Source organism: Novosphingopyxis baekryungensis DSM 16222, from assembly GCF_000420305.1.
Taxonomy (GTDB): Bacteria; Pseudomonadota; Alphaproteobacteria; order Sphingomonadales; family Sphingomonadaceae; genus Novosphingopyxis; species Novosphingopyxis baekryungensis.
Genome location: NZ_ATUR01000007.1, coordinates 40,978 through 60,531 on the forward strand (window position 1 = coordinate 40,978; position 19,554 = coordinate 60,531).

The following is a 19,554-nucleotide window of genomic DNA, read 5'->3' on the forward strand; positions in this document are numbered from 1 at the left end:
CAATTGAAGCACCGTTTTTTCGCTTGATGTCCGGCCTTGCAACGGAGGCGCCGAGCGGCGCAGATAGATGTGAGTGCTTTCGCGGTCGTCCTAGAATAAGGCGGGAGCGCAGATCGCCGCCAGATCTAACGGCCATCTGGCAAGCGTTGAAGGCCAAGTTTATTGTAACCCTCAATCGTTACACCCGGCTCCGCTATTCCACGCCGCAGCGGGGCTAGCGATACCGGCTCGCTCGGCATCTGTGTTCCGCCGCCTAGTGCGACGTAGAGCGCTGCCTTGTTCTGCAATTCCTGCCTTTGTGCGGTCAGCAGGGATTGCCTTGCGGCGAACAGGGTGCGTTCGGAATCGAGCACTTCCAGATAGTCGGCCACGCCTTCGCGGTAACGCAGGCGGGCGAGATAGGCGAGGCGATCATTGGCGGAGACGGCGTTGCGCAGCACGGCCACCTGATTGGCGATGTAGCGGCGCCCGGCCAGCGCGTCGGACACTTCGCGGAACGCGGTCTGCACGGCCTTGTCGTAATTGGCGACGGACTCGAGCCGCCGGGCCTTGGCCAGGCCGAGGTCCGCTTCGCGCGCGCCCCAATCGAAAATCGGCAGGTTGAGCGCAGGCCCGATGCTCCAGGTAAAGGCATCGCCGGAAAACAGATCGCCCAGGCTGGACGAGGCGAGGCCCGCCGTGCCGGTGAGCGAGATGCTGGGGAAGAAGGCGGCGCGGGCCGCGCCGATATTGGCTTCTTCGGCGCGCAGCTGTTCTTCCGCCTGCACGATGTCCGGGCGGACCAGCAGAAGCTGCGAGGGCAGCCCGGCATCCAGCGTTGCCAGCACCGTTTGCTCCTCCAGCGAATGCCCATCGGGCAGGCCGGTGGGTATGCGCCCGCCGACCAGGACGGTGAGCTGATTGGTGAGATTGGCGGCATTGAGCTGCTGCACCGAAACCTGCTGTTCGGCCTGCGTCAGCAGCGTTTCGGCCTGATAGAAGTCCAGCGCGCTGGTGACGCCCGCATCCAGGCGGAGCTTGGCGATGCGCAGGCCTTCCTGGCGGCTTTCGACCGTGCGGCGGGCAAGATCCAGCTGCTCCTGCGTCTCGACCAATTGATAATAGGCCGACGCCACATCGCCGATCAGCGACAGATAAAAGCTTCGCTGCGCCGCAAGCGTGCCGAGATATTGGGCGCGCGCCGCTTCGGTGAGATTGGCGACGCGGCCCCAGAAGTCCAGTTCGAACGCGGACACGCCGACGCCAAGCGAAAAGCGATCGAAGGTGAAGCCGCCGGAGCCGGTCGTCACCGCGCCGCCTGCGCCCTGTCCAGCCCCTGCGCCAACGCCGCCCCCGGCGCCGGCCCCGACACCGACACCGCCCCCGGCGGTGCCGATGCGGGAACGGGTATAGCCGGCATTGCCAGTCAGGGTGGGTAGCTGCTGCGTGGCCTGGATGCGATATTGTGCCTGCGCCTGCTCGATCCGCGCCGTGGCGGCGAGCAGATCGCGGTTGTTGACCAGCGCCTCGGCAATCAGCGCATCCAGCCGGGGATCCGCGAAATAGTCCTCCCACGCCAGCGTGCTGGCCACCACCGTGCCGTCAGGCCGGTAATCGGGATCATAGGCCGGCTGGGTCGTCAGCGCCGGCCGCACATGATCGGGCGCGAAGTTGGTGCAGGCGGACAGGGCCAGGGCGGCCGTGGCGGCCAGGGCGATACGATAGGTCATGCGGGTCATCATGCAGGCTCCGCCTTGCTGTCATCGGGGGCGGCAGGGTCTTCCTTGTCTTCGTCCAGCGAGCCGACCGCGGCTGGTTGCTTGCGGCTGAGATGACGGCGCACCAGCATATAGAGCAGCGGGATGACGAAGATGCCGATGCCGGTCGCGGTGATCATGCCGCCCATCACGCCCGTGCCCACGGCGATGCGGCTGGCCGCACCGGCACCGCTGGCGAGCACCAGCGGCACCATGCCGAGGATGAAGGCGAGCGAGGTCATGATGATCGGGCGCAGACGCAGCTTGGCCGCTTCCTTCACCGCGTCGATTTTGGACAGGCCGCGCGCCTCTTCCTCAATCGCGAACTCGACGATCAGGATGGCGTTTTTCGCCGCCAGACCGATGATGGTGATCAGGCCGACGTTGAAATAGACGTCTGCAGACAGTCCGCGCAGAATGGAGAACAGCACGGCGCCCAGCACGCCCATCGGGACGATCAGCAGCACCGATACCGGCACCGCCCAGCTTTCATACAGCGCGGCCAGCAACAGATAGACCACCAGAAGGGACAGCCCCAGCAGCGCGCCGACCTGACCGGCGGACTGCTTTTCCTCATAGCTGATGCCGGTCCATTCATAGCCGATGCCCGGCGGCAGATTTTCGGCCAGCTTCTCCATCTCGGCCAGAGCCGCGCCGGACGAGCGGCCGGGGGCGGCCTCGCCGGACAAGGTCATGGCGGGATAGCCATTATAGCGGGCCAGGCTGGGCGGTCCGGCGGTCCATTCGGCGGTGGCAAAGGCGCTGAACGGTACCAGTTCCCCCTCCGGCGTCGGCACGCGGATCTGCATGATATCGTCGGGCGTCATGCGATATTGCGCATCGGACTGCACGATCACGCGCAGCACGCGCCCGTCGCGGTTGAAGTCATTGGCATAGGCAGAGCCGAAATTGATCGCGAGCGCGGCGTTCACATCGGAAATGGACAGGCCGAGCGCGGTTGCCAGCGTGCGATCGATCTCCACCTTGAGCTGCGGGCCGGCGGGCTGATCCTCCGGCCGCAAATTGGTGACGACCTCGCTTTGCGACGCAGCACCGATCAACTGGCCCATGGCGCCGTTCAGCGTCTCGCGGCCGACGCCGGTGCGATCTTCCAGCTTCAGCGAGAAGCCGCTGGCATTGCCCAGCGCCTGGATCGCCGGTGGCTGGATCACGAACACCACCGCCTCGGAAATTTGCGAGAACGCGCCCATGGCGGCCCCCAGCATGGAGCTGGCATCGCTGCCTTCTGCGGTGCGCTCTTCCCAGGGTTTCATGCTGGCGAACATCAGCGCGTTGTTCTGCCCCTGGCCGAAGAAGCTGAACCCGCGAACCACCACGAGGTTTTCCACCTCCGGCTGGTCCATCCAGTATTTTTCGACAGGCGCGATCGCCTCGTTCAACCGGTTGCGCGTGCTGCCGGGCGGCGATTGCACCACGGTGATGAGATAACCCTGATCTTCGGTCGGCAGAAAGGCCGTCGGCAGACGCAGGAACAGGAAGATGGCGAGCACGCCGAGCAGCAGGAACACGGCCAGGCCGCGCAGGGGGGCCGACAGAATCCTGGCGGTGCCGCGATCATATTTGTCGGTGATCCTGGCGAACCAGCGGTTGAAGCGCGCGAAAAAGGCGGTGAAAAACCCGATGACCTTTGCCAGCAAGCCTTTGGCCCCGCTTTTCTGTTCTTGCGGCTGATCCGGATCGTCCGTGCTTTCGCGGTCTTCCTTTTCGATCGGCTTGAGGAAGACGGCGCACAGCGCCGGCGTGAGCGTGAGGGCCATCAGCGCCGAGAACAGGATGGAAACCGCCAGCGTGACCGAGAATTGCCGGTAGATCCCACCGGTCGAGCCGGGGAAGAACGCCATCGGCACGAACACCGCCACCAGCACCAGCGTGATGCCGATGATCGCGCCGGAAATCTGGTCCATCGCTTTGCGCGTGGCCTGCAGCGGGGGAAGGCCTTCCTCGCGCATGATCCGCTCGACATTCTCGATCACCACGATGGCGTCATCGACCAGGATGCCGATGGCCAGCACCATGCCGAACAGGCTGAGCACGTTGATGGAGAAGCCGAAGAGATACAGGCCAAGGCATGCGCCCGCCAGCGCGATCGGCACGACCAGCGTGGGGATGACCGTGGCGCGCCAGTTCTGCAGGAACAGGAACATCACGAGGAACACCAGCGCCATCGCCTCGATCAGCGTCTTGATCACTTCATCCACCGATGCCTGGACAAAGGGCGTGGTGTCATAGGGGATGGAATAGCTGACGCCCTGCGGCAGGCTGGCGTTCAGTTCCTCCATCCGCTCCTTGATGCCGGCCGCGGCGTTGAGCGCGTTCGCGCCCGTCGCCAGCTGGACGGCCATGCCGGCCATCGGCTGGCCATTGAGGGTGGTGGACGTGTTGTAGCTCTGCGCGCCGATCTCGATCCGCGCGACATCCGCCAAACGCACCGTGGCCCCATTGGCGGTGGCGCGCAGGATGATGTCCTCGAACTGCTTGACGGTGGAGAAGCGGTCCTGCGTGACGATGGTGGCCTGGATCTGCTGATCGGACAGCGTCGGCAAGGCGCCGAGCGAGCCGCCCGCCGTCTGGTTATTCTGCTGGCGCACCGCGTTGAGCACGTCCGATGGCGTCAGCGAAAAGCCGGCGAGCCGTTCCGGGTCCAGCCAGATGCGCATGGCATATTCGGACCCGAACAGCTGAATATCGCCCACGCCCTGCACGCGGCGCAGCTCGTCGATCACCTGCTGGGACGCGATATTGCCCAGATCCACGGCATCGTAGCTCTGGTTCGCGCTGGTGAGCGCCACGATCATCAGGAAGCCCGAATTGGCCTGGCGCACGGTGATGCCCTGCTGCCGGACGGTTTCGGGCAGGCGCGCCTCGACCGTGGACAGGCGGTTCTGGACCTCGGTCTGCGCGATATCGATGTCGGTTCCGGCCTCGAAGGTCAGCGTGATCGACGCGGTGCCGTTCGACTGGCTGGAGCTGGCCATGTACAGATAGCCCTCGACCCCGTTCAGCTGCTGCTCGATCACCTGCGTGACGTTCTGCTCCAGCGTCTGCGCGTCTGCGCCGGGATAGACCACCGAGATGGTGAGCGACGGGGGGCTGACCTGCGGATATTGCTCGATCGGTAGGCCGCGCAGCGCGATGATGCCGGCCATCAGGATGCCGAGCGCGAGAACCCAGGCGAAAACCGGGCGGTCGATGAAATAGCGTGACATGGCGGTGGGGCTCAGTTGGCTTTGGCGGCAGGCGTCGGCGCGGCTTTGGCCTTGGGCGTGGCACCGGAGGCTTTGGCACCCGGTTGGGGCCCGCCCGATCCCAGCACCTGACGCGCATCGCGCACCTTGACGGGCGCGCCGTCACGGACCTTTTGCAGATTGCTGACGATCACCTTGTCGCCGCCCTTCAGACCGTCTTCGATGATCCAGTTGGTGCCGATCAGCTGACCCAGAGTGACTCGGCGGCTCATGGCCTGGCCCTTTGGCCCGACGATGAAGACCGTTGCCGCATCGTCGCTGATCTGCACGGCGCGCTGGGGCACCTGAATGCCGCCATCGCGCGTACCGGCCATGATCTTGGCGCGGACGAAATCGCCCGGCAGCAGCAGCCGTTTGGGATTGGCGATCTCACCGCGCAGGGTGACCGTGCTGGTGGCCTGATCCACCGAATAATCGAGGAAGTTCATCCGCCCCTGAACCGGATAGGCCGTGCCATTTTCGAAGGTCACCTCGAACGGCAGATTGCCATCGCTTCCGATATCGATCTGCCCGGATGCAATCCCCTGGCGGATTTTCAGCAAATCGGACGAGGATTGGGTCAGCGTGACATAGACCGGGTTGAGCTGTTCGATGCGCGTCAGCAGCGTGCCTTCGGCCTGGCTGACCAGCGCGCCCTGCGTCACCTGCGCCCGGCCGACCCGGCCGGAGATCGGCGCGCGGACGGTGGTATAGCCCAGTTGCAGCTGCGCGGCATCGACCTGCGCGCTAGCCTCGGACACGGCGGCTTCCGCCTCGCGCGCAGCGGCCACGGCGGCGTCATATTCCTGCTTGCTGATCGCCTGCTCGCTCACCAGCGGCTCGTAGCGGCGCACGACCGCGCGGGCATTGGCGGCGGTGGCGCGCAGACGCTGCAGATTGGCGCGTGCCTGTTGCGAGCTGGCCTGCAGTTCGCGCGGATCGATGCGGAACAGCGGCGCGCCCTGGGCGATGTCGCTGCCTTCCTGATAGACACGCTGCTGCACGATGCCGGTCACCCGGGCGCGCACTTCTGCCACGCGCACCGGCTCCACGCGGCCAGGCAGTTCGACGATATTGGGAACGCTGCCGGTCTGCACGGTCACCACGTCCACCGGAATGGCGGGCGGCGCGGCGGGGGCCTCTTCCCCGTCCGAACAGGCGCCGAGCGCCAGCAGGCAGGCCAGCATCGCGCCGCGCGCGATGGGCGGGCGGCGATGTCCGGCAGCGCTGCGAAAGGTCCGATTGTTCAACATCATGATAGTGCCTTGAATTTTTCCATGGCCAGTTTTGTCTGGTTCTCGAGCAGCTCGTGGAACCGGGCAAACCGGTGGAGATTGCGTCGGGCCGCCTGGCAGCGGGCCTCCGGGAGAAAATCTTCGATCAGCACGCGGTGCTTGCGGTGACCATCGGCAACATTTTCCAGCCTGGTCTGGTAAGCGTCGCAGGCGATGGCATAATAGGATTCACGTTCACCGGTCCGGCCTTCGCGCGACACGATGTTCCGCAATTCCAGCAACCGCAGGTTCGTGCTGATACTCGCACGGCTGACTTGCAGAATTTCGGTAATGGAGCCCGCTGTTATCGGTTCTCCGATGATCATCAGCAGCCCCCAGATGCGTCCGAAGATTCTGGGGTGGCCTTCTCCTTCGGCCATCAATCCGATCTGCTCGATAAACTCCTGCTCGGCAGTATTGATACGTAACGACAATGTCGGTCTCCACTGCTTGGGCAGGGAGGGCCATTAGCCATGTTGCAGTGCAGCGTCAAGCATTTCACTAGTCACTGAAATAAGAAAAATGGCGCGGCACGGCTGGCCAGCGGCGGGGCCGCTTGGCGCGGCGAGGTGCTAGCCGCCGGTTACCGACATATGGCGGGCCAGCGTGGGCTGCGCGCCCTTGGCGATCTGGAAATGATGGCGTTCCGGTTTGGTCTTCATCGCGCGGTCCAGCGCCACGTCCAGCGCGGACTGCGGTGCATCGCCGCGCACGGCGGCGCGCAGATCGGTCAGCTCGCCATGGCCGAGGCAGGGAAACAGCTCGCCCTTGGCGGTCACCCGCACGCGGTTGCAACTGGCGCAGAAATTATGGCTGATCGGGCTGATGAACCCGATGCGCCCGCCCGTTTCGGGCACGTCCCAATAGCGCGCCGGGCCGCCGCTGACATGGCTGGAGGCGTTCAGCGTATAGCGCGCCTCCAGATCCTGCCGCACGGTTTCCAGCGACAGGAACTGGTCCGACCGTTCGGCCACGATATCGCCCAGCGGCATCACCTCGATAAAGGTGATGTCCATGCCCTTGCCATGGGCCCAGGCGGTCAGTTCGGGAATTTCCTCGCGATTGGTATCGGCCAGCGCCACGGTGTTGAGCTTGATCCGGATGCCTGCATCCAGCGCGGCATCGATCCCGGCCAGCACCCGGTCCAGCATGTCGCGATTGGTCAGCGCGCGGAATTTCTCCGCATCGCGCGTGTCGAGCGAGACGTTGAGCCGCTTCACGCCCGCCGCCGCGATGCGCGTGGCATGGCGGGCCAGATTGGTGGCATTGGTGGTCATGGTCAGCTCGTCCAGACCCGGTTCGCCGGCCCTGGTGCCCAGCCGCGTGCCCAGTTCGTCGATCAGCGGCAAGGTGACGGCGCGCACCAGCGGCTCGCCGCCGGTCAGACGGATCTTGTTCACGCCGCGCGCGATGAACGCATCGGCTACCTGGACCAGCTCGTCCAGGTCCAGCAGTTCGCGCCGGGGCATGAACTGCATCGCCTCGCCCATGCAATAATTGCAGCGCAGATCGCAGCGGTCCGTGACCGACATGCGCAGATATTTGATCGTGCGGCCGAATTCATCGACCAGATTCTGGCAAGCCATCAGTTGGTTTCTATCCTCACCGGCACGCCCTTGGACGCCGGGGTTTTCGAATGTTCGTCATGATACCACAGCGGCACCAACGGATTGAGTTCGGGAAAATATCCCGCAAGGCAACCGTCCGGCAATTCATAGGGGGTCACCGCCAATCCGGCAACGCGGCGGTCCTCGCCATCATCGGCATCGCCCACCAGCGTAACGAGCTGTCCGGCGCGCAGGCCCGCCCGTTCCATCTCCGCCGGGTTGATCAGGATGACGTCGCGCGTCCCCTCGATCCCGCGGAAGCGATCGGAATAGCCATAGATGGTGGTGTTGAACTGGTCGTTGGATCGCAGCGTGATCAGGCGGAAGCGCCCGGCCTTGTCCGCCACGCCGGTGGCCGAGAGCATGGTGGGCGTGGTGAATTCCGCCTTGCCGCTGGCTGTTTTCCAGATGCGCTCGCGCGCGCTGTTGCCGCGATAGAAGCCGCCCGCCTGATGCATCCGCGTGCTCATGTCGTAAAACTGCTCGGGATAGGTTTCGGCAATCAGATCGCGCACCAGCGCATAATCGCTGGTCCAGTCGTCCCAATGCACCTTGGGATTGGGCGCCAGCGTGGCCTTGGCGATGCCGGCGACGATAGCGACTTCGCTCAGCAATGCACCGCTGGCCGGCGGGCGCTTGCCGAGCGAGGCGGAGACATGGCTGAACGTGTCTTCCATCGAGACATATTGCGGTCCGCTGGCCTGTTTGTCCTGCTCGGACCGGGCGAGGCAGGGCAGCAGATAGGCCTGCTTTCCGTTGATCAGATGGCTGCGGTTGAGCTTGGTGGCGATCTGGACGGTCAGGTCCATCCGCGCCCACGCCTTTTCCATCTTCACGATGTCCGGGATGGCCCGCACGAAATTGCCGCCGAGGGAAACGAACGCCTTCACGGACCCATCCAGAATGCCCTCGCAGGCCTCCACGGTGTTCATGCCGTCCTCTCGGGGCGGCGCGAAGCCGAACTGCTCGGCAATCTTGTCGAGCGGGACCAGCTTGGTCTTTTCCGCAATGCCAACGGTGCGCTGACCCTGCACATTGCTGTGCCCGCGCACGGGGCTCATGCCCGCGCCGGGCCGCCCGATATTGCCGCGCAGTAGCAGGAAGTTGGTCAGCAAAGCAAGGTTTTCGAACCCGTGGACATGCTGGGTCAGGCCCATGCCATAGACGCCGATCACCTTGTCGGCATCCATGTAGACACGCGCAGCATCCATCAATGCAGTGCGCTTCAGCCCGCTATGGCTTTCGATCTCTTCCCAGCTGACCGCGGCGCATTTGGCCTTGAAGGCATCGAAGCCATGGGTGTGCTGCGCAATGAATGCATCGTCCAGGATGGCCTGGCCGGTGCTCTCCCGCCGCTTGGCGTCGCATTCCAGGATGAACTTGCACATGCCCAGAATGGCCGCAATGTCTCCGCCCGCCTTCACCTGATGATATTGGGCGCTGATCTTCGTCGCCTTGCCGGTCAGCATCTGCAGGGGGTTTTGCGGGGAGATGAACTCCTCCAGCCCCTTTTCCTTGAGCGGATTGAACGTCACGATCTTGCAGCCGCGCTTGGAAGCGGCCTGCAGCGGATGCAGGAAGCGCGGGCTGTTGGTGCCGGTGTTCTGGCCGAAGAAGAAGATCGCGTCGCAATGCTCGAAATCGTCCAGCGTGCAGGTGCCCACCGGCACGCCGATCACCTTGCTAAGCGCCACCGAAGTGGTTTCGTGGCACATATTCGAACTGTCCGGCAGATTATTGTGGCCATAAAGCCGGGCGAACAGGGCATAGAGATAGCTGGTTTCCAGGCTGGCCCGTCCGGACGCGTAGAAGATGGCCGATTTGGGATCGAGCGTCTTGAGCGTGGCGCCGATGGCGGAAAAAGCCTCTTCCCAGGCGACCGGTTCATAATGGTCGGTCTCGGCATTGTAGCGCATGGGGTGGGTCAGCCGCCCCTCGATCTCCAGATCATAATCCTTCCAGCCGCGCAGTTCGGTCACGCTGTGCTTGGCGAAAAAGTCCGGCGTACAGCGCTTGGAGGTCAGCTCCCACATCGTCGCCTTGGCGCCATTTTCGCAGAATTCGGCGATATGCGGCTTGGCCGGTTTGCCCCAGGCGCAGCTGGTGCACATATGGCCGTCCGGCTTGTTCTGTCGCTGCAGGGTTTCCAGCATGCCTGGCGACGGCTTTTCCGTGCCCAGGATCCGCACCATGCCCTTCATGCTGCCCCAGCCGCCCGCCGGCCAGTCATAATTGGGCATATCGGGATTGGATTTGTTTGCGGGATCGCGCGTATCGCTCATCGCGGATATCTTTCCATCGGACGTTTCATGATCATGGCCTGCACAGCGGAACCGGTCGGCGATTCCACACTTTATCATGCGCCCGATCAATTCCCAAGGAAACGCCGCTGTGCCCCAAAACGATCCCGTTCCCTATGCACCCACCTATGAAACGCTCGAGGACGGGGAAAGCCAGACCAATCGCGAGATGCAGGAAACCTTTCAGGAGATCCTCGATATTACGGCTAAGGACGAGGGCCGGGCCGTGCGTTCGGTCCACGCCAAGAGCCATGGCATCCTGACCGGCAGGGTGGACATATTGCCCGATCTGCCGCCCGAATATGCGCAGGGCATGTTCGCGCGCCCCGGCAGCCATGCCGCACTGGCGCGGGTGTCCACCAATCCCGGCGATATCCTGCACGATTCCATCGGTCTGCCACGCGGCATGGCGCTCAAGATTCTGGATGTGGCGGGCGATCGCCTGCCGGGATCCGAGGACAGCCATGTGCAGGATTTCCTCATGATCAACGCGCCGACCTTCAACGCCGCCGACGGGGCCGATTTCCTGCGCAATCTGAAGCTTCTGGCCAAGACCACCGATCGCGCCGAATGGGCCAAGCGCGGGCTGGCCGCCGTGCTGCGCGGGGCGGAGAAGCTGGTCGAGGCCACGGGCCATGAAAGCGCGCTGCTGCAATCCATGGGCGGCGCGGCCAATGTCCATCCCCTGGGCGAGACCTATTTTACCGCGACCGCCTATCGCTATGGCGACTATATGGCCAAATTCTCGCTCGCCCCCGTTTCGGACAGCCTTACGGCGCTGACGGGTGAGATCGTCGATACCGCCGGCCGCCCCGATGCGCTGCGTGAAGAAGTGGCCAGCGCCATGCAGAAAGGCGACGGCGTGTGGGAACTGCGCGTGCAACTGTGCCACGACATTGCCGCGATGCCGATCGAGGATGCCACGGTGGAATGGGACGAGGAGCAGAGTCCCTATGTGCCGGTCGCGCGGTTTACCGTCCCGGCGCAGACAGGCTGGAGCGAGGCGCGCGCGCACCGGGTGGACGATTGCATGCGGTTCAGTCCGTGGAACGGCCTTGCCGCCTTCCAGCCGATCGGGCGGATCAACCGCATCCGGCAGGACAGCTATGACCAGTCCGCCAATTTCCGCAGCCGGGTGAATGGCTGCCCGATGCATGAACCGAGCGCGGCGGAACTGGACGCGCTGGGCTGAGCCGGGATGGCGGCGACGGCTGGCATCGGTTAGACCGGGCCCATGGACCAGCCGCCTTCCGCCATCGCCTTTCCGGCGCGCGAATATCGCTTCGATGATGCGCAGCGGCCGGACGTGCTGCGCATGGTGCCGGTGGAAGCGCCGATCTCCATCGCGGTCAACGGGCTGGGCTATGCCGTGATGATGGCCACCCCGTCCGATCTGGCCTGTTTCGCAACCGGCTTCGCCCTGTCCGAAGGGCTGGCCACGCGGGCGGACGAAATCCGTAGCGATGTCGCCGAGATCGAGGGCGGCTGGATCGTGCGGATTTCGGTGCCGCAGGACAATGCCGCGCGCATCTTGGAACGGCAGCGCGCACGCATGTCCGAAAGCAGTTGCGGTCTGTGCGGGGTGGAAAATATCGCCGCGGTTCACCGCGCGCTGCCGCAATTGCCCTCCGGCCCGCCGGTGGCGCGCGCCGCGATCGCCGCGGCCATGCATGATTTGCGCGACTGGCAACCGCTCAACCGGGAAACCGGCGCGGTGCATGCGGCGGCCTTTGCCGGCTTCGATGGCGTGATCCGCCACGCCTACGAGGATGTCGGGCGGCACAATGCGCTCGACAAGCTGATCGGGGCGCTGGCGCTGGCTGATATCGATCCGGCGGGCGGCATGGTTTTGCTGTCCTCCCGCTGCAGCTATGAGATCGTGGAGAAATGCGCCCGCGCCGGGGCGGGGTTGCTGGTCACGATCAGCGCGCCGACCAGTCTGGCGGTGGAGCGGGCGACCCTGGCCAGGCTGACCCTGGTGGCACTGGCCCGGCGCGATTCGATGCTGGTGCTGAACGATCCGTTCGATCGCCTGACATGACGATAGCGCCATGACCATCATGGGCGCGGTGCTGGCGGGCGGGCGGTCCAGCCGCTTCGGATCGGACAAGGCGCTGGCGGTTCATCGGGGCAAGCGGCTGATCGACTGGGCGGTGGCCGCCTTGCAGCCCGCCTGCGCCGAGGTGGTGGTGGTCGGGCGGGAAGAGCCGCACTACCCTTGCGCCCCCGACATGCCGGCCCCCGATCTCGGCCCCCTGGGCGGGCTGGCTGGCGCGCTGACCGAAGCGGCGCGGCGCGGCCATGGCGCCATCATCTGCTGCCCGGTGGACATCATATCGTTGCCGCCCGATCTGGCGGCGCTGCTGACCCCCGGCCCGGCCTTTCTGGAAGGCCATCCCACCATCGGCTCTTGGCCCGGCAGCGCGCTTGCCCCGTTGCTGCACTTTATCGATACGGAACCGAAACGGTCCTTGCGCGGCTTTGCGGCGCATGTCGGCGCGCGGGCGGTGCATTCGCCCCATGCCATTGCCAATATCAACCGGCCCGGCGATCTGGTGGCCCTGGATGATCATCCCGCCCGGCCAGACGCCCATTCAGGCGCTCTGTCAGACAGGGACCCAACGTAACAAACGCATAAAATAGCGGTGCCGGTCGAACTGTTCTGGGGCCTTGCGCATTGGTGGGGAAATGATCGTCCCCGAAAGAGGCCCCCCATGCAGCAGACCAATCTCACCATCAACGGGCAGGAGCATGCGCTCGATGCCGATCCGCGCACCACGCTTCTGGATGCGCTGCGCAACCATATCGGGCTGACCGGATCGAAAAAAGGCTGTGACCATGGCCAGTGCGGGGCCTGCACGGTCATCGTCAACGGGCGGCGGATCAACAGCTGCCTGACCTTGGCCTGCATGCATGATGGAGACGAGATCACCACCGTCGAGGGGCTTGGTCAGCCGGGCAATCTGTCGCCGCTGCAATCCGCCTTTGTGGCGCATGATGGCTATCAGTGCGGCTATTGCACGCCGGGCCAGATCTGTTCCGCCACGGCCATGTTGCAGGAGGCCAAGGATGGCTGGCCGAGCAATGTGTCGGACGATCTGGCAAAGGGCCAGAAGCTGACAGACGAGGAAATCAGCGAGCGCATGAGCGGCAATATCTGCCGCTGCGCCGCCTATCCCAATATTGTCGATGCGATCCGCGAAGTCGCCGAAGGAGCCGAGGCATGAAGCCGTTCACCTATGCCCGCGCCGCAGACACGCCTGAAGCGGTCCGCGAGGCCAGCGGCCCCTCCCATGATTTCATCGCGGGCGGCACCAATCTGCTCGATCTGATGAAGCTGGAAGTGATGGCGCCGGACAAGCTGGTCGACATCAACCGGCTGGACCTGAAGCAGATCAGCGAGACCGAAGACGGTGGCCTGCGTATCGGCGCGCTGGTGACCAACAGCGATTGCGCCGCCGATGACCGCATCCGCCGCGATTATCCGGTGCTGTCCCGCGCCATTCTGGCCGGGGCGAGCGGTCAGCTGCGCAACAAGGCTACCACGGGCGGCAATCTGTGTCAGCGCACCCGCTGCTATTATTTCTATGACACCGCCATGCCCTGCAACAAACGCGAGCCCGGATCGGGCTGTCAGGCGATCGGCGGGGCGACCCGTTTGCACGCCATCTTCGGCGCGTCGGACCAGTGCATTGCCACCTATCCCGGCGACATGGCGGTGGCGATGAGCGCGCTGGATGCCTCGGTGGAGATCGAAGGCAAGGACGGAGCGAGCCGTACCGTGCCGGTCCGCGACTTTCATCGCCTGCCGGGCGACCGGCCGGACAAGGACAATGTGCTGGAGGATGGCGAGCTGATCACCGCCGTCACGCTGCCCGCACCCACCGGCGGCAGGCAGAGCTATCGCAAGGTGCGTGACCGGGCCTCCTATGCTTTTGCGCTGGTGTCCGTGGCGGCAGACATCGGCATGGAAGATGGCAAGATCAGCCATGCTGCGCTGGCCTTTGGCGGTGTGGCGCACAAGCCCTGGCACAAGCCGGAGCTGGATGCGCTGCTGACCGGCAAGGAGCCGTCCGACGCCTTGTTCGCGGAGGCGGCGGATCTGCTGCTGGCCGAAGCCCAGGGACAGGGCGGCAATAATTTCAAGATTCTGCTTCTGCGCCGCACGTTGAGAGCCGTGCTACGCGAAGCCACCCAGATGGGAGAGACCGCATGACACGTCACCTCGTGATGGACGAGCCCGCCACCAAGCGCGTGCTCGATGAGCTGCCCCAATCGCTTACCGGGAAGCCGATGGACCGGCCCGATGGCCCCGAAAAGGTCACCGGCACGGCCACCTATGCGCATGAGTGGAACTTGCCGGGCACCGTGCACGGCGTGCTGGTGCGCGCCACCGTGCCCAAGGGCAAGGTGACGGCCATCGACAAGGATGCGGTCATGAAGCTGCCCGGCGTGCTGGGCGTGTTCAACGATGAGCGTTTCCTGCGCAATCCGGCGCAGGGTACCGCCAATGAAGCGCCGATCCAGGGTCCGGACGAAATCGCCTATCTCGGTCAGCCGATCGCCTTGGTGGTTGCCGAGACCTTCGAGCAGGCCCGCCATGGCGCCCATCGGCTGCAGATGCGCTACGATGTGGCCGCCGACGGCGTGTTCGATCCCGAAGCGACCAATGTGCCGCATGAACGCCCTGAGGACGATCAGCTCGATCAGGGCGATCTGGATGCGGCCATGAAGCAGGCGGTGTCGGTAGTCGATCAGGTCTATCGCACACCGGGCCATAACAGCGCCGCGATGGAGCCGCATTGTTCGATCGCCAGCTGGGAAGGCGACAAGCTGACCCTGCGCGGCAGCTATCAGATGCTGAATTACAATATCAACGAGCTGGCCGATTCGCTGAAGATCGATGCGGAGGATATCCGCATGCTCAGCCCGTTCGTGGGGGGCGGCTTCGGCTCCAAGCTCGGCATTTCGGCGGAGGCGGTGGCGGCGGCCATCGCGTCCAGGGAACTCGGCAAGCCCGTGGTGGTGGCGCTGAGCCGCCAACAGGTGTTCGAGACGGTCATGCGCCGATCCGAATCGCGCCAGCACATTCGGCTGGCGGCGGACGCGGACGGCAAGCTGATCGGCCTTGGCCATGACAGCTTGGTCTCCAACCTGCCCGGCGAGGATTTCTACGAGCCGGTGATGCAGGCGACCCATTTCATCTACACCGGGGAGAACCGGCGGATGAACATGGAAGTGGCCCGCGTGAACCGCATCTGCGCCGGCTCCGTCCGCGCGCCCGGTGAGGCGATCGGCATGGTGGCGCTGGAAAATGCGATGGACGAGCTGGCCGATATCAGCGGCATCGATCCGGTCGAGCTGCGCAAGCGCAACATTCCGGAGATGCATCCCGAAACGGGCCAGGGCTATAGTTCACGCCCGTTCGCGGAGGCGCTGGACGAAGGCGCCCGCCGCTTCGGCTGGGACAAGCGCAACGCCAAGCCGGCGCAGACGCGCGATGGCGAATGGTGGATCGGCATGGGCATGGCCTCGGCAGCCCGCGTCAACATGCTGAAGGAAGCCAAGGCGCGCGTGACGCTGAACGCCGATGGCACCGCCACGGTGGAAACCGACATGTCGGACCCCGGCACGGGCACCTATGCCATCCTGACGCAGATCGCCGCGGACATGCTGGGTCTGCCCGGCGACAAGGTGGAAACCGTGCTGGGCGATAGCGATTTGCCCAAGGGTTCCGGCTCGGGCGGCAGCTTCGGGGCATCGTCCAGCGGCAGCGCCGTGTTCCTGGCCTGCCAGGATATCCGCACGCAGCTGGCGCAGAAGATGGGCATGGACGAGGACGATCTGAAACTGGACGGCGGCAAGGCTGGCGACATGGCCCTGGCCGATGCGCTGGCCGGAGACGCGATCGTCGGCAATGGCCATATCGAACCGGGCGAGACCTCCAAGGACAAGCGGCAGGCCACCTATGGCAGTTATTTTGCCGAGGTTGGCGTGAATGCCGTGACCGGTGAAACCCGCGTGCGCCGCCTGACCGCGGTGTTCGGTGCGGGCCGTATCCTGAACGAGAAGACCGCCACCAGCCAATGCTATGGGGGTTGTATCTGGGGCATCGGCATGGCGCTGCACGAGGAGCTGCTGTTCGATACGCGTGACGGGCACCTCGTCAATCATGACCTGGCCGAATATCATGTGCCGGTGAACCTGGATGTGCCGCAGATCGACGTGCATCTGCTGGAAGAGCGTGACGACTGGGCCAGCCCGATCCAGGCCAAGGGCATCGGCGAGCTGGGCCTGTGCGGCGCGGCGGCAGCGGTGACCAACGCCATCTACAACGCCACCGGCGTGCGCGTGCGCGAATATCCGGTAACGCTGGACAAATTGCTGGATCAGCTGCCGGAATAAGCCGCAGTCGATAGGGCGCGCACGGCATTCTCGCCATGACGGGGGTGCCGTGCGGGCGTCAGCTCAGATCGGATGGCCGGTCGATATCGCGCAGCTGCGCCGGTTCGACCGGCACCGACACCGCGTCGCGGCCCGCCAGATAGGCATTGGCCCCGCGATCCCCGGTGATCGCCAGCAAGGCATCGAAACAGCCGCGTCCGAAGATCGAGGGCGCGCCATCGCTGCCATCGGGATAGCGCGTCGCAGTGATGGCCGCTGCGTCCCCGCCATGCGCAGCGGTGAGCGCTGCGAGCGTATCGGCGGTGAGAAACGGCATATCCGCCAGCGCTATCAGCAGCGCATCGGCGCCGACATCCTGGGCAAAGCCGACGGCGCAATGCAGCGAACTAGCCATGCCCGTGCCGGACAAGGGATTGCGCAGCAAGGATGCGCCGGTTTCCTGCGCGAACAGCGGCACCTGTTCCGGCACCACGATGGCCGCGGCGCGCCAGGGCTGATCGCCCAGCGCCCCCCAGGCCCGTGCCCCCACGCGCGCGCCGTCCAGCATCGCATCCAGCTTGCCGCCGCCGAAACGGCTGCCTGCGCCGGCTGCCAGCAACACTGCGGCGATACGGTCAGTCTTCATGCGCAAAGGCTTCATAGACGGCGACGATCTGGGAAAGCGCGGACAGCGCCAGCACCATCGGATCGCGCGCCCGGTCGATCAGGCCGACTGGGCTGCGCACGCGGGCGATGGCGGTCTCATCAAAACCCAGTTGTTCCAACATCGCGCCGCGCGCCGCGCGTGCCTGCGCGCCGCCCTGCGCGCCGATGAAACAGGCCCGCGTGCTCAGCGCCCAGGGGATCAGATCGCGCTCCCATTCATGATCGTGAAACAGCAGCAGCACCGCCGTCCATGGATCGACCGCGATATCCCGCGGCGCGCGGCCCAGCGCCAGCGATCCGCCCTGCGATCCTTGCGGTCGGTGCGATTCGACCGGCAGCCCCATCGCACCGCCCAGTTGCTCTGCCGCATCCATTTCCGGTCCGGCCCCGAGCAGCAGCAGGCGCAGCGGCGGCGCATAGCGGCGGTAGAACTGCCCGCCATCGGTACCGCTAGGCCTGCGCGCGTCTCCCATGGTCATGGCACTGCCATCCAGCGGCCAGGCCAGCGCCGCCGGTTCGCGCCGGTCCAGCGCCTGTACGGCCTGAGCCAGCAGCGCGCGGTCCGGCGCGGCGTCCACCAGCACATCCAGCCCGCCGCCGCAGGGCAGGCGAAAATCGATATTGGGCGATCCGGTGCCATAGCGCAGCACCTCGCGCGGCGTGTCTGCCGTTGCCAGCCGCGCCGCATCCGCCGCCAGCGCCGCTTCCAGACAGCCATCGGCCAGATCGCCGGCAAAGCTGCCATCGGCGCGGATCGCCAGCTGTGCGCCGGTGCGCCGTGAGAAACTGCCGTCGATATGCGTCACGGTGCAAAGCGCTGTCGGCTTCTGCGCCGCCACGCCATCGGCAGCCGCCCGCAAGGCGGCATCGTCGCGCCAGCGCGCGGGTTCGGTCAGGGTAAAACTGTTCATGAGCTGCGTGTAACGTGGCGCGCGGCGGTTCGCTCCACAAGACGGTTATGGCCGCCGATATCTAAAATCGGTTGATCCGCATGCCGCTTTCGGGTGAAGCGTCGTCCATGAAAATGTCCCGATTTCTCGTGCCGACGCTGAAGGAAGCCCCTTCCGATGCCGTCGCCGTCTCGCACCAGCTGGCCCTTCGCGCTGGGCTGATCCGTCAGGAGGCCGCTGGCATCTTCAGCTGGCTGCCGCTGGGCATCCGCGTGCTGAAAAAGATCGAGCAGATCGTGCGTGAAGAAATGGACCGGGCTGGCGCGGTCGAGGTGCTGCTGCCCACTGTGCAGCGCGCGGATTTGTGGCGCAAATCCGGCCGTTATGAGGATTATGGCGCGGAAATGCTGCGCATCAAGGACCGGCATGAGCGCGATTTTCTGTTCGGGCCCACGGCCGAGGAGGTGATGACCGAGCTCGTCGGCGCGCATGTGAACAGCTATGCGCAGCTGCCGCTCATCCTTTACAATATCCAGTGGAAATTCCGCGACGAGGTGCGCCCGCGCTTCGGCGTGTTGCGCAGCCGCGAATTTCTGATGAAGGACGCCTATAGCTTCGATGTGGACGAGGCGAGCGCGCGGCACAGCTATAACCGCATGTTCATGGCCTATCTCAATATCTTTGCGCGGCTGGGCCTGTCCGTGCTGCCTGTGCGCGCCGATCCCGGCCCGATCGGCGGCGATCTGAGCCATGAATTCATGCTGCTGGCGAAAACCGGCGAATCGATGGTTTATGCCGATGACCGCGCGCTAGGCCTGCCCGCGCCGGGCACCCCGCCGGAAGACCCGCAAGCCCTGCAGGCGCTGGTCGATGAACGGCTGTCCGTTTATGCAGCGAGCGACGAGCTGCACGATGTGGCGGAATATGAATCGCGCGTCGAGGAAAGCCACCGGATGGAGGCGCGCGGCGTCGAGGTGGGTCATATCTTCTTCTTCGGCGACAAATATTCGCAGTCGATGGACGTGAAGCTGGACGGGCCGGACGGCGCGCAGATCGCCATGCAGAGCGGCAGCTATGGCGTGGGCGTGTCGCGCCTGGTCGCCGCGATTATCGAGGCCAGCCATGACGACAAGGGCATCGTCTGGCCCGCCGCCGTCGCGCCGTTCGATATCGGCATCATCAATCTGGCGCCGGACAAGGATGATGTCACCCTGCTGGCGGACACGCTCTACAATGCGTTGCAGGCCGCCGGAAAGCAGTGCCTTCTGGATGATCGCAAGATCCGCGCGGGCGGCAAGTTCGCCGATATGGACCTGATCGGTCTGCCGAAACAGGTGGTGATCGGCCCGCGCTCGGTCGCCTCGGGTCAGCTGGAGTTGAAGGACCGGGCAAGCGGCGAGACGCACAATCTCTCGCTGGACGATGTGGTCGCCGCATTGACGCAAGACTGAG

The 19,554-nt window shown here is 65.0% G+C and carries 15 protein-coding genes; 7 read left to right on the forward strand and 8 right to left on the reverse strand.

Going from position 1 to position 19,554, the window contains the following annotated elements:
* Positions 1-125: 125 nt before the first annotated feature.
* The 6 genes from G410_RS16630 to G410_RS0112075 form a co-directional block, all read right to left on the reverse strand.
* On the reverse strand, positions 126-1,709 hold the full coding sequence (locus G410_RS16630; RefSeq protein WP_156851957.1) for an efflux transporter outer membrane subunit: 1,584 nt from the start codon (positions 1,707-1,709) through the stop codon (positions 126-128).
* Positions 1,710-1,717: 8 nt separating this feature from the next.
* The gene (locus G410_RS0112055) at positions 1,718-4,963 is read right to left on the reverse strand and encodes an efflux RND transporter permease subunit (RefSeq protein WP_022673915.1); all 3,246 of its coding nucleotides are present in this window, start codon (positions 4,961-4,963) and stop codon (positions 1,718-1,720) included.
* Positions 4,964-4,974: 11 nt separating this feature from the next.
* Positions 4,975-6,237: an efflux RND transporter periplasmic adaptor subunit gene (locus G410_RS16635; RefSeq protein ID WP_022673916.1), complete on the reverse strand. Its 1,263-nt coding sequence runs from the start codon at positions 6,235-6,237 to the stop codon at positions 4,975-4,977.
* Entirely contained in the window at positions 6,234-6,689 is a 456-nt protein-coding gene (locus G410_RS17465; RefSeq protein ID WP_022673917.1) for a GbsR/MarR family transcriptional regulator, read from the reverse strand. The genes G410_RS16635 and G410_RS17465 overlap by 4 nt, the downstream gene beginning before the upstream one ends.
* 138 nt (positions 6,690-6,827) lie before the next feature.
* A complete protein-coding gene (gene moaA / locus G410_RS0112070) occupies positions 6,828-7,841 on the reverse strand; it encodes a GTP 3',8-cyclase MoaA (protein ID WP_022673918.1) in 1,014 nt (337 codons plus the stop codon).
* Positions 7,841-10,144 carry an FdhF/YdeP family oxidoreductase gene (locus tag G410_RS0112075; RefSeq protein WP_028971394.1) on the reverse strand — a complete coding sequence of 768 codons (2,304 nt, stop codon included), beginning with the start codon at positions 10,142-10,144 and terminating at the stop codon, positions 7,841-7,843. Before G410_RS0112075 ends, moaA begins: the two co-directional genes overlap by 1 nt.
* Before the next feature lie 109 nt (positions 10,145-10,253).
* On the opposite strand from G410_RS0112075, the gene G410_RS0112080 reads away from it, so the two are divergent.
* The 6 genes from G410_RS0112080 to G410_RS0112105 all read left to right on the forward strand — a co-directional run bounded on the left by G410_RS0112080 (position 10,254) and on the right by G410_RS0112105 (position 16,567).
* Positions 10,254-11,354: a catalase family protein gene (locus G410_RS0112080; RefSeq protein WP_028971395.1), complete on the forward strand. Its 1,101-nt coding sequence runs from the start codon at positions 10,254-10,256 to the stop codon at positions 11,352-11,354.
* Positions 11,355-11,396: 42 nt separating this feature from the next.
* Positions 11,397-12,203 (forward strand): formate dehydrogenase accessory sulfurtransferase FdhD, encoded by an 807-nt coding sequence (gene fdhD / locus G410_RS0112085; RefSeq protein WP_022673921.1) that lies wholly within the window; start codon positions 11,397-11,399, stop codon positions 12,201-12,203.
* Positions 12,204-12,213: 10 nt separating this feature from the next.
* Positions 12,214-12,789 carry a molybdenum cofactor guanylyltransferase gene (mobA, locus tag G410_RS16645; RefSeq protein ID WP_022673922.1) on the forward strand — a complete coding sequence of 192 codons (576 nt, stop codon included), beginning with the start codon at positions 12,214-12,216 and terminating at the stop codon, positions 12,787-12,789.
* Positions 12,790-12,876: 87 nt separating this feature from the next.
* On the forward strand, positions 12,877-13,389 hold the full coding sequence (locus tag G410_RS16650) for a 2Fe-2S iron-sulfur cluster-binding protein (protein ID WP_022673923.1): 513 nt from the start codon (positions 12,877-12,879) through the stop codon (positions 13,387-13,389).
* Positions 13,386-14,378, forward strand: a complete 993-nt coding sequence (locus G410_RS0112100) for an FAD binding domain-containing protein (protein WP_022673924.1) — start codon at positions 13,386-13,388, stop codon at positions 14,376-14,378. The genes G410_RS16650 and G410_RS0112100 overlap by 4 nt, the downstream gene beginning before the upstream one ends.
* Positions 14,375-16,567, forward strand: coding sequence for a xanthine dehydrogenase family protein molybdopterin-binding subunit (locus G410_RS0112105; RefSeq protein ID WP_022673925.1), 2,193 nt, complete (start codon positions 14,375-14,377; stop codon positions 16,565-16,567). The genes G410_RS0112100 and G410_RS0112105 overlap by 4 nt, the downstream gene beginning before the upstream one ends.
* A gap of 58 nt (positions 16,568-16,625) precedes the next feature.
* Here the strand turns inward: G410_RS0112105 and G410_RS0112110 are convergent, their stop codons facing one another.
* Together G410_RS0112110 and G410_RS16655 are read right to left on the reverse strand one after the other, a co-directional pair.
* Entirely contained in the window at positions 16,626-17,192 is a 567-nt protein-coding gene (locus tag G410_RS0112110; protein ID WP_028971396.1) for a nucleotidyltransferase family protein, read from the reverse strand.
* The gene (locus G410_RS16655; RefSeq protein ID WP_022673927.1) at positions 17,182-18,123 is read right to left on the reverse strand and encodes an XdhC family protein; all 942 of its coding nucleotides are present in this window, start codon (positions 18,121-18,123) and stop codon (positions 17,182-17,184) included. The genes G410_RS0112110 and G410_RS16655 overlap by 11 nt, the downstream gene beginning before the upstream one ends.
* A gap of 107 nt (positions 18,124-18,230) precedes the next feature.
* On the opposite strand from G410_RS16655, the gene proS reads away from it, so the two are divergent.
* Positions 18,231-19,553, forward strand: coding sequence for a proline--tRNA ligase (proS, locus tag G410_RS0112120; RefSeq protein ID WP_028971397.1), 1,323 nt, complete (start codon positions 18,231-18,233; stop codon positions 19,551-19,553).
* The last annotated feature ends 1 nt before the right edge of the window (position 19,554 follow it).

What these genes read in the sequence shown, in the direction of transcription:
- G410_RS0112105 (WP_022673925.1), top strand. Translation starts at nt 14,375, where the DNA reads ATGACACGTCACCTCGTGATGGACGAGCCCGCCACCAAGCGCGTGCTC.
- G410_RS0112055 (WP_022673915.1), bottom strand. Translation starts at nt 4,963, where the DNA reads ATGTCACGCTATTTCATCGACCGCCCGGTTTTCGCCTGGGTTCTCGCG.
- G410_RS16655 (WP_022673927.1), bottom strand. Translation starts at nt 18,123, where the DNA reads ATGAACAGTTTTACCCTGACCGAACCCGCGCGCTGGCGCGACGATGCC.
- G410_RS16630 (WP_156851957.1), bottom strand. Translation starts at nt 1,709, where the DNA reads ATGACCTATCGTATCGCCCTGGCCGCCACGGCCGCCCTGGCCCTGTCC.
- mobA (WP_022673922.1), top strand. Translation starts at nt 12,214, where the DNA reads ATGACCATCATGGGCGCGGTGCTGGCGGGCGGGCGGTCCAGCCGCTTC.
- G410_RS0112075 (WP_028971394.1), bottom strand. Translation starts at nt 10,144, where the DNA reads ATGAGCGATACGCGCGATCCCGCAAACAAATCCAATCCCGATATGCCC.
- moaA (WP_022673918.1), bottom strand. Translation starts at nt 7,841, where the DNA reads ATGGCTTGCCAGAATCTGGTCGATGAATTCGGCCGCACGATCAAATAT.
- proS (WP_028971397.1), top strand. Translation starts at nt 18,231, where the DNA reads ATGAAAATGTCCCGATTTCTCGTGCCGACGCTGAAGGAAGCCCCTTCC.
- G410_RS0112100 (WP_022673924.1), top strand. Translation starts at nt 13,386, where the DNA reads ATGAAGCCGTTCACCTATGCCCGCGCCGCAGACACGCCTGAAGCGGTC.
- G410_RS0112110 (WP_028971396.1), bottom strand. Translation starts at nt 17,192, where the DNA reads ATGAAGACTGACCGTATCGCCGCAGTGTTGCTGGCAGCCGGCGCAGGC.
- fdhD (WP_022673921.1), top strand. Translation starts at nt 11,397, where the DNA reads ATGGACCAGCCGCCTTCCGCCATCGCCTTTCCGGCGCGCGAATATCGC.
- G410_RS16635 (WP_022673916.1), bottom strand. Translation starts at nt 6,237, where the DNA reads ATGATGTTGAACAATCGGACCTTTCGCAGCGCTGCCGGACATCGCCGC.
- G410_RS16650 (WP_022673923.1), top strand. Translation starts at nt 12,877, where the DNA reads ATGCAGCAGACCAATCTCACCATCAACGGGCAGGAGCATGCGCTCGAT.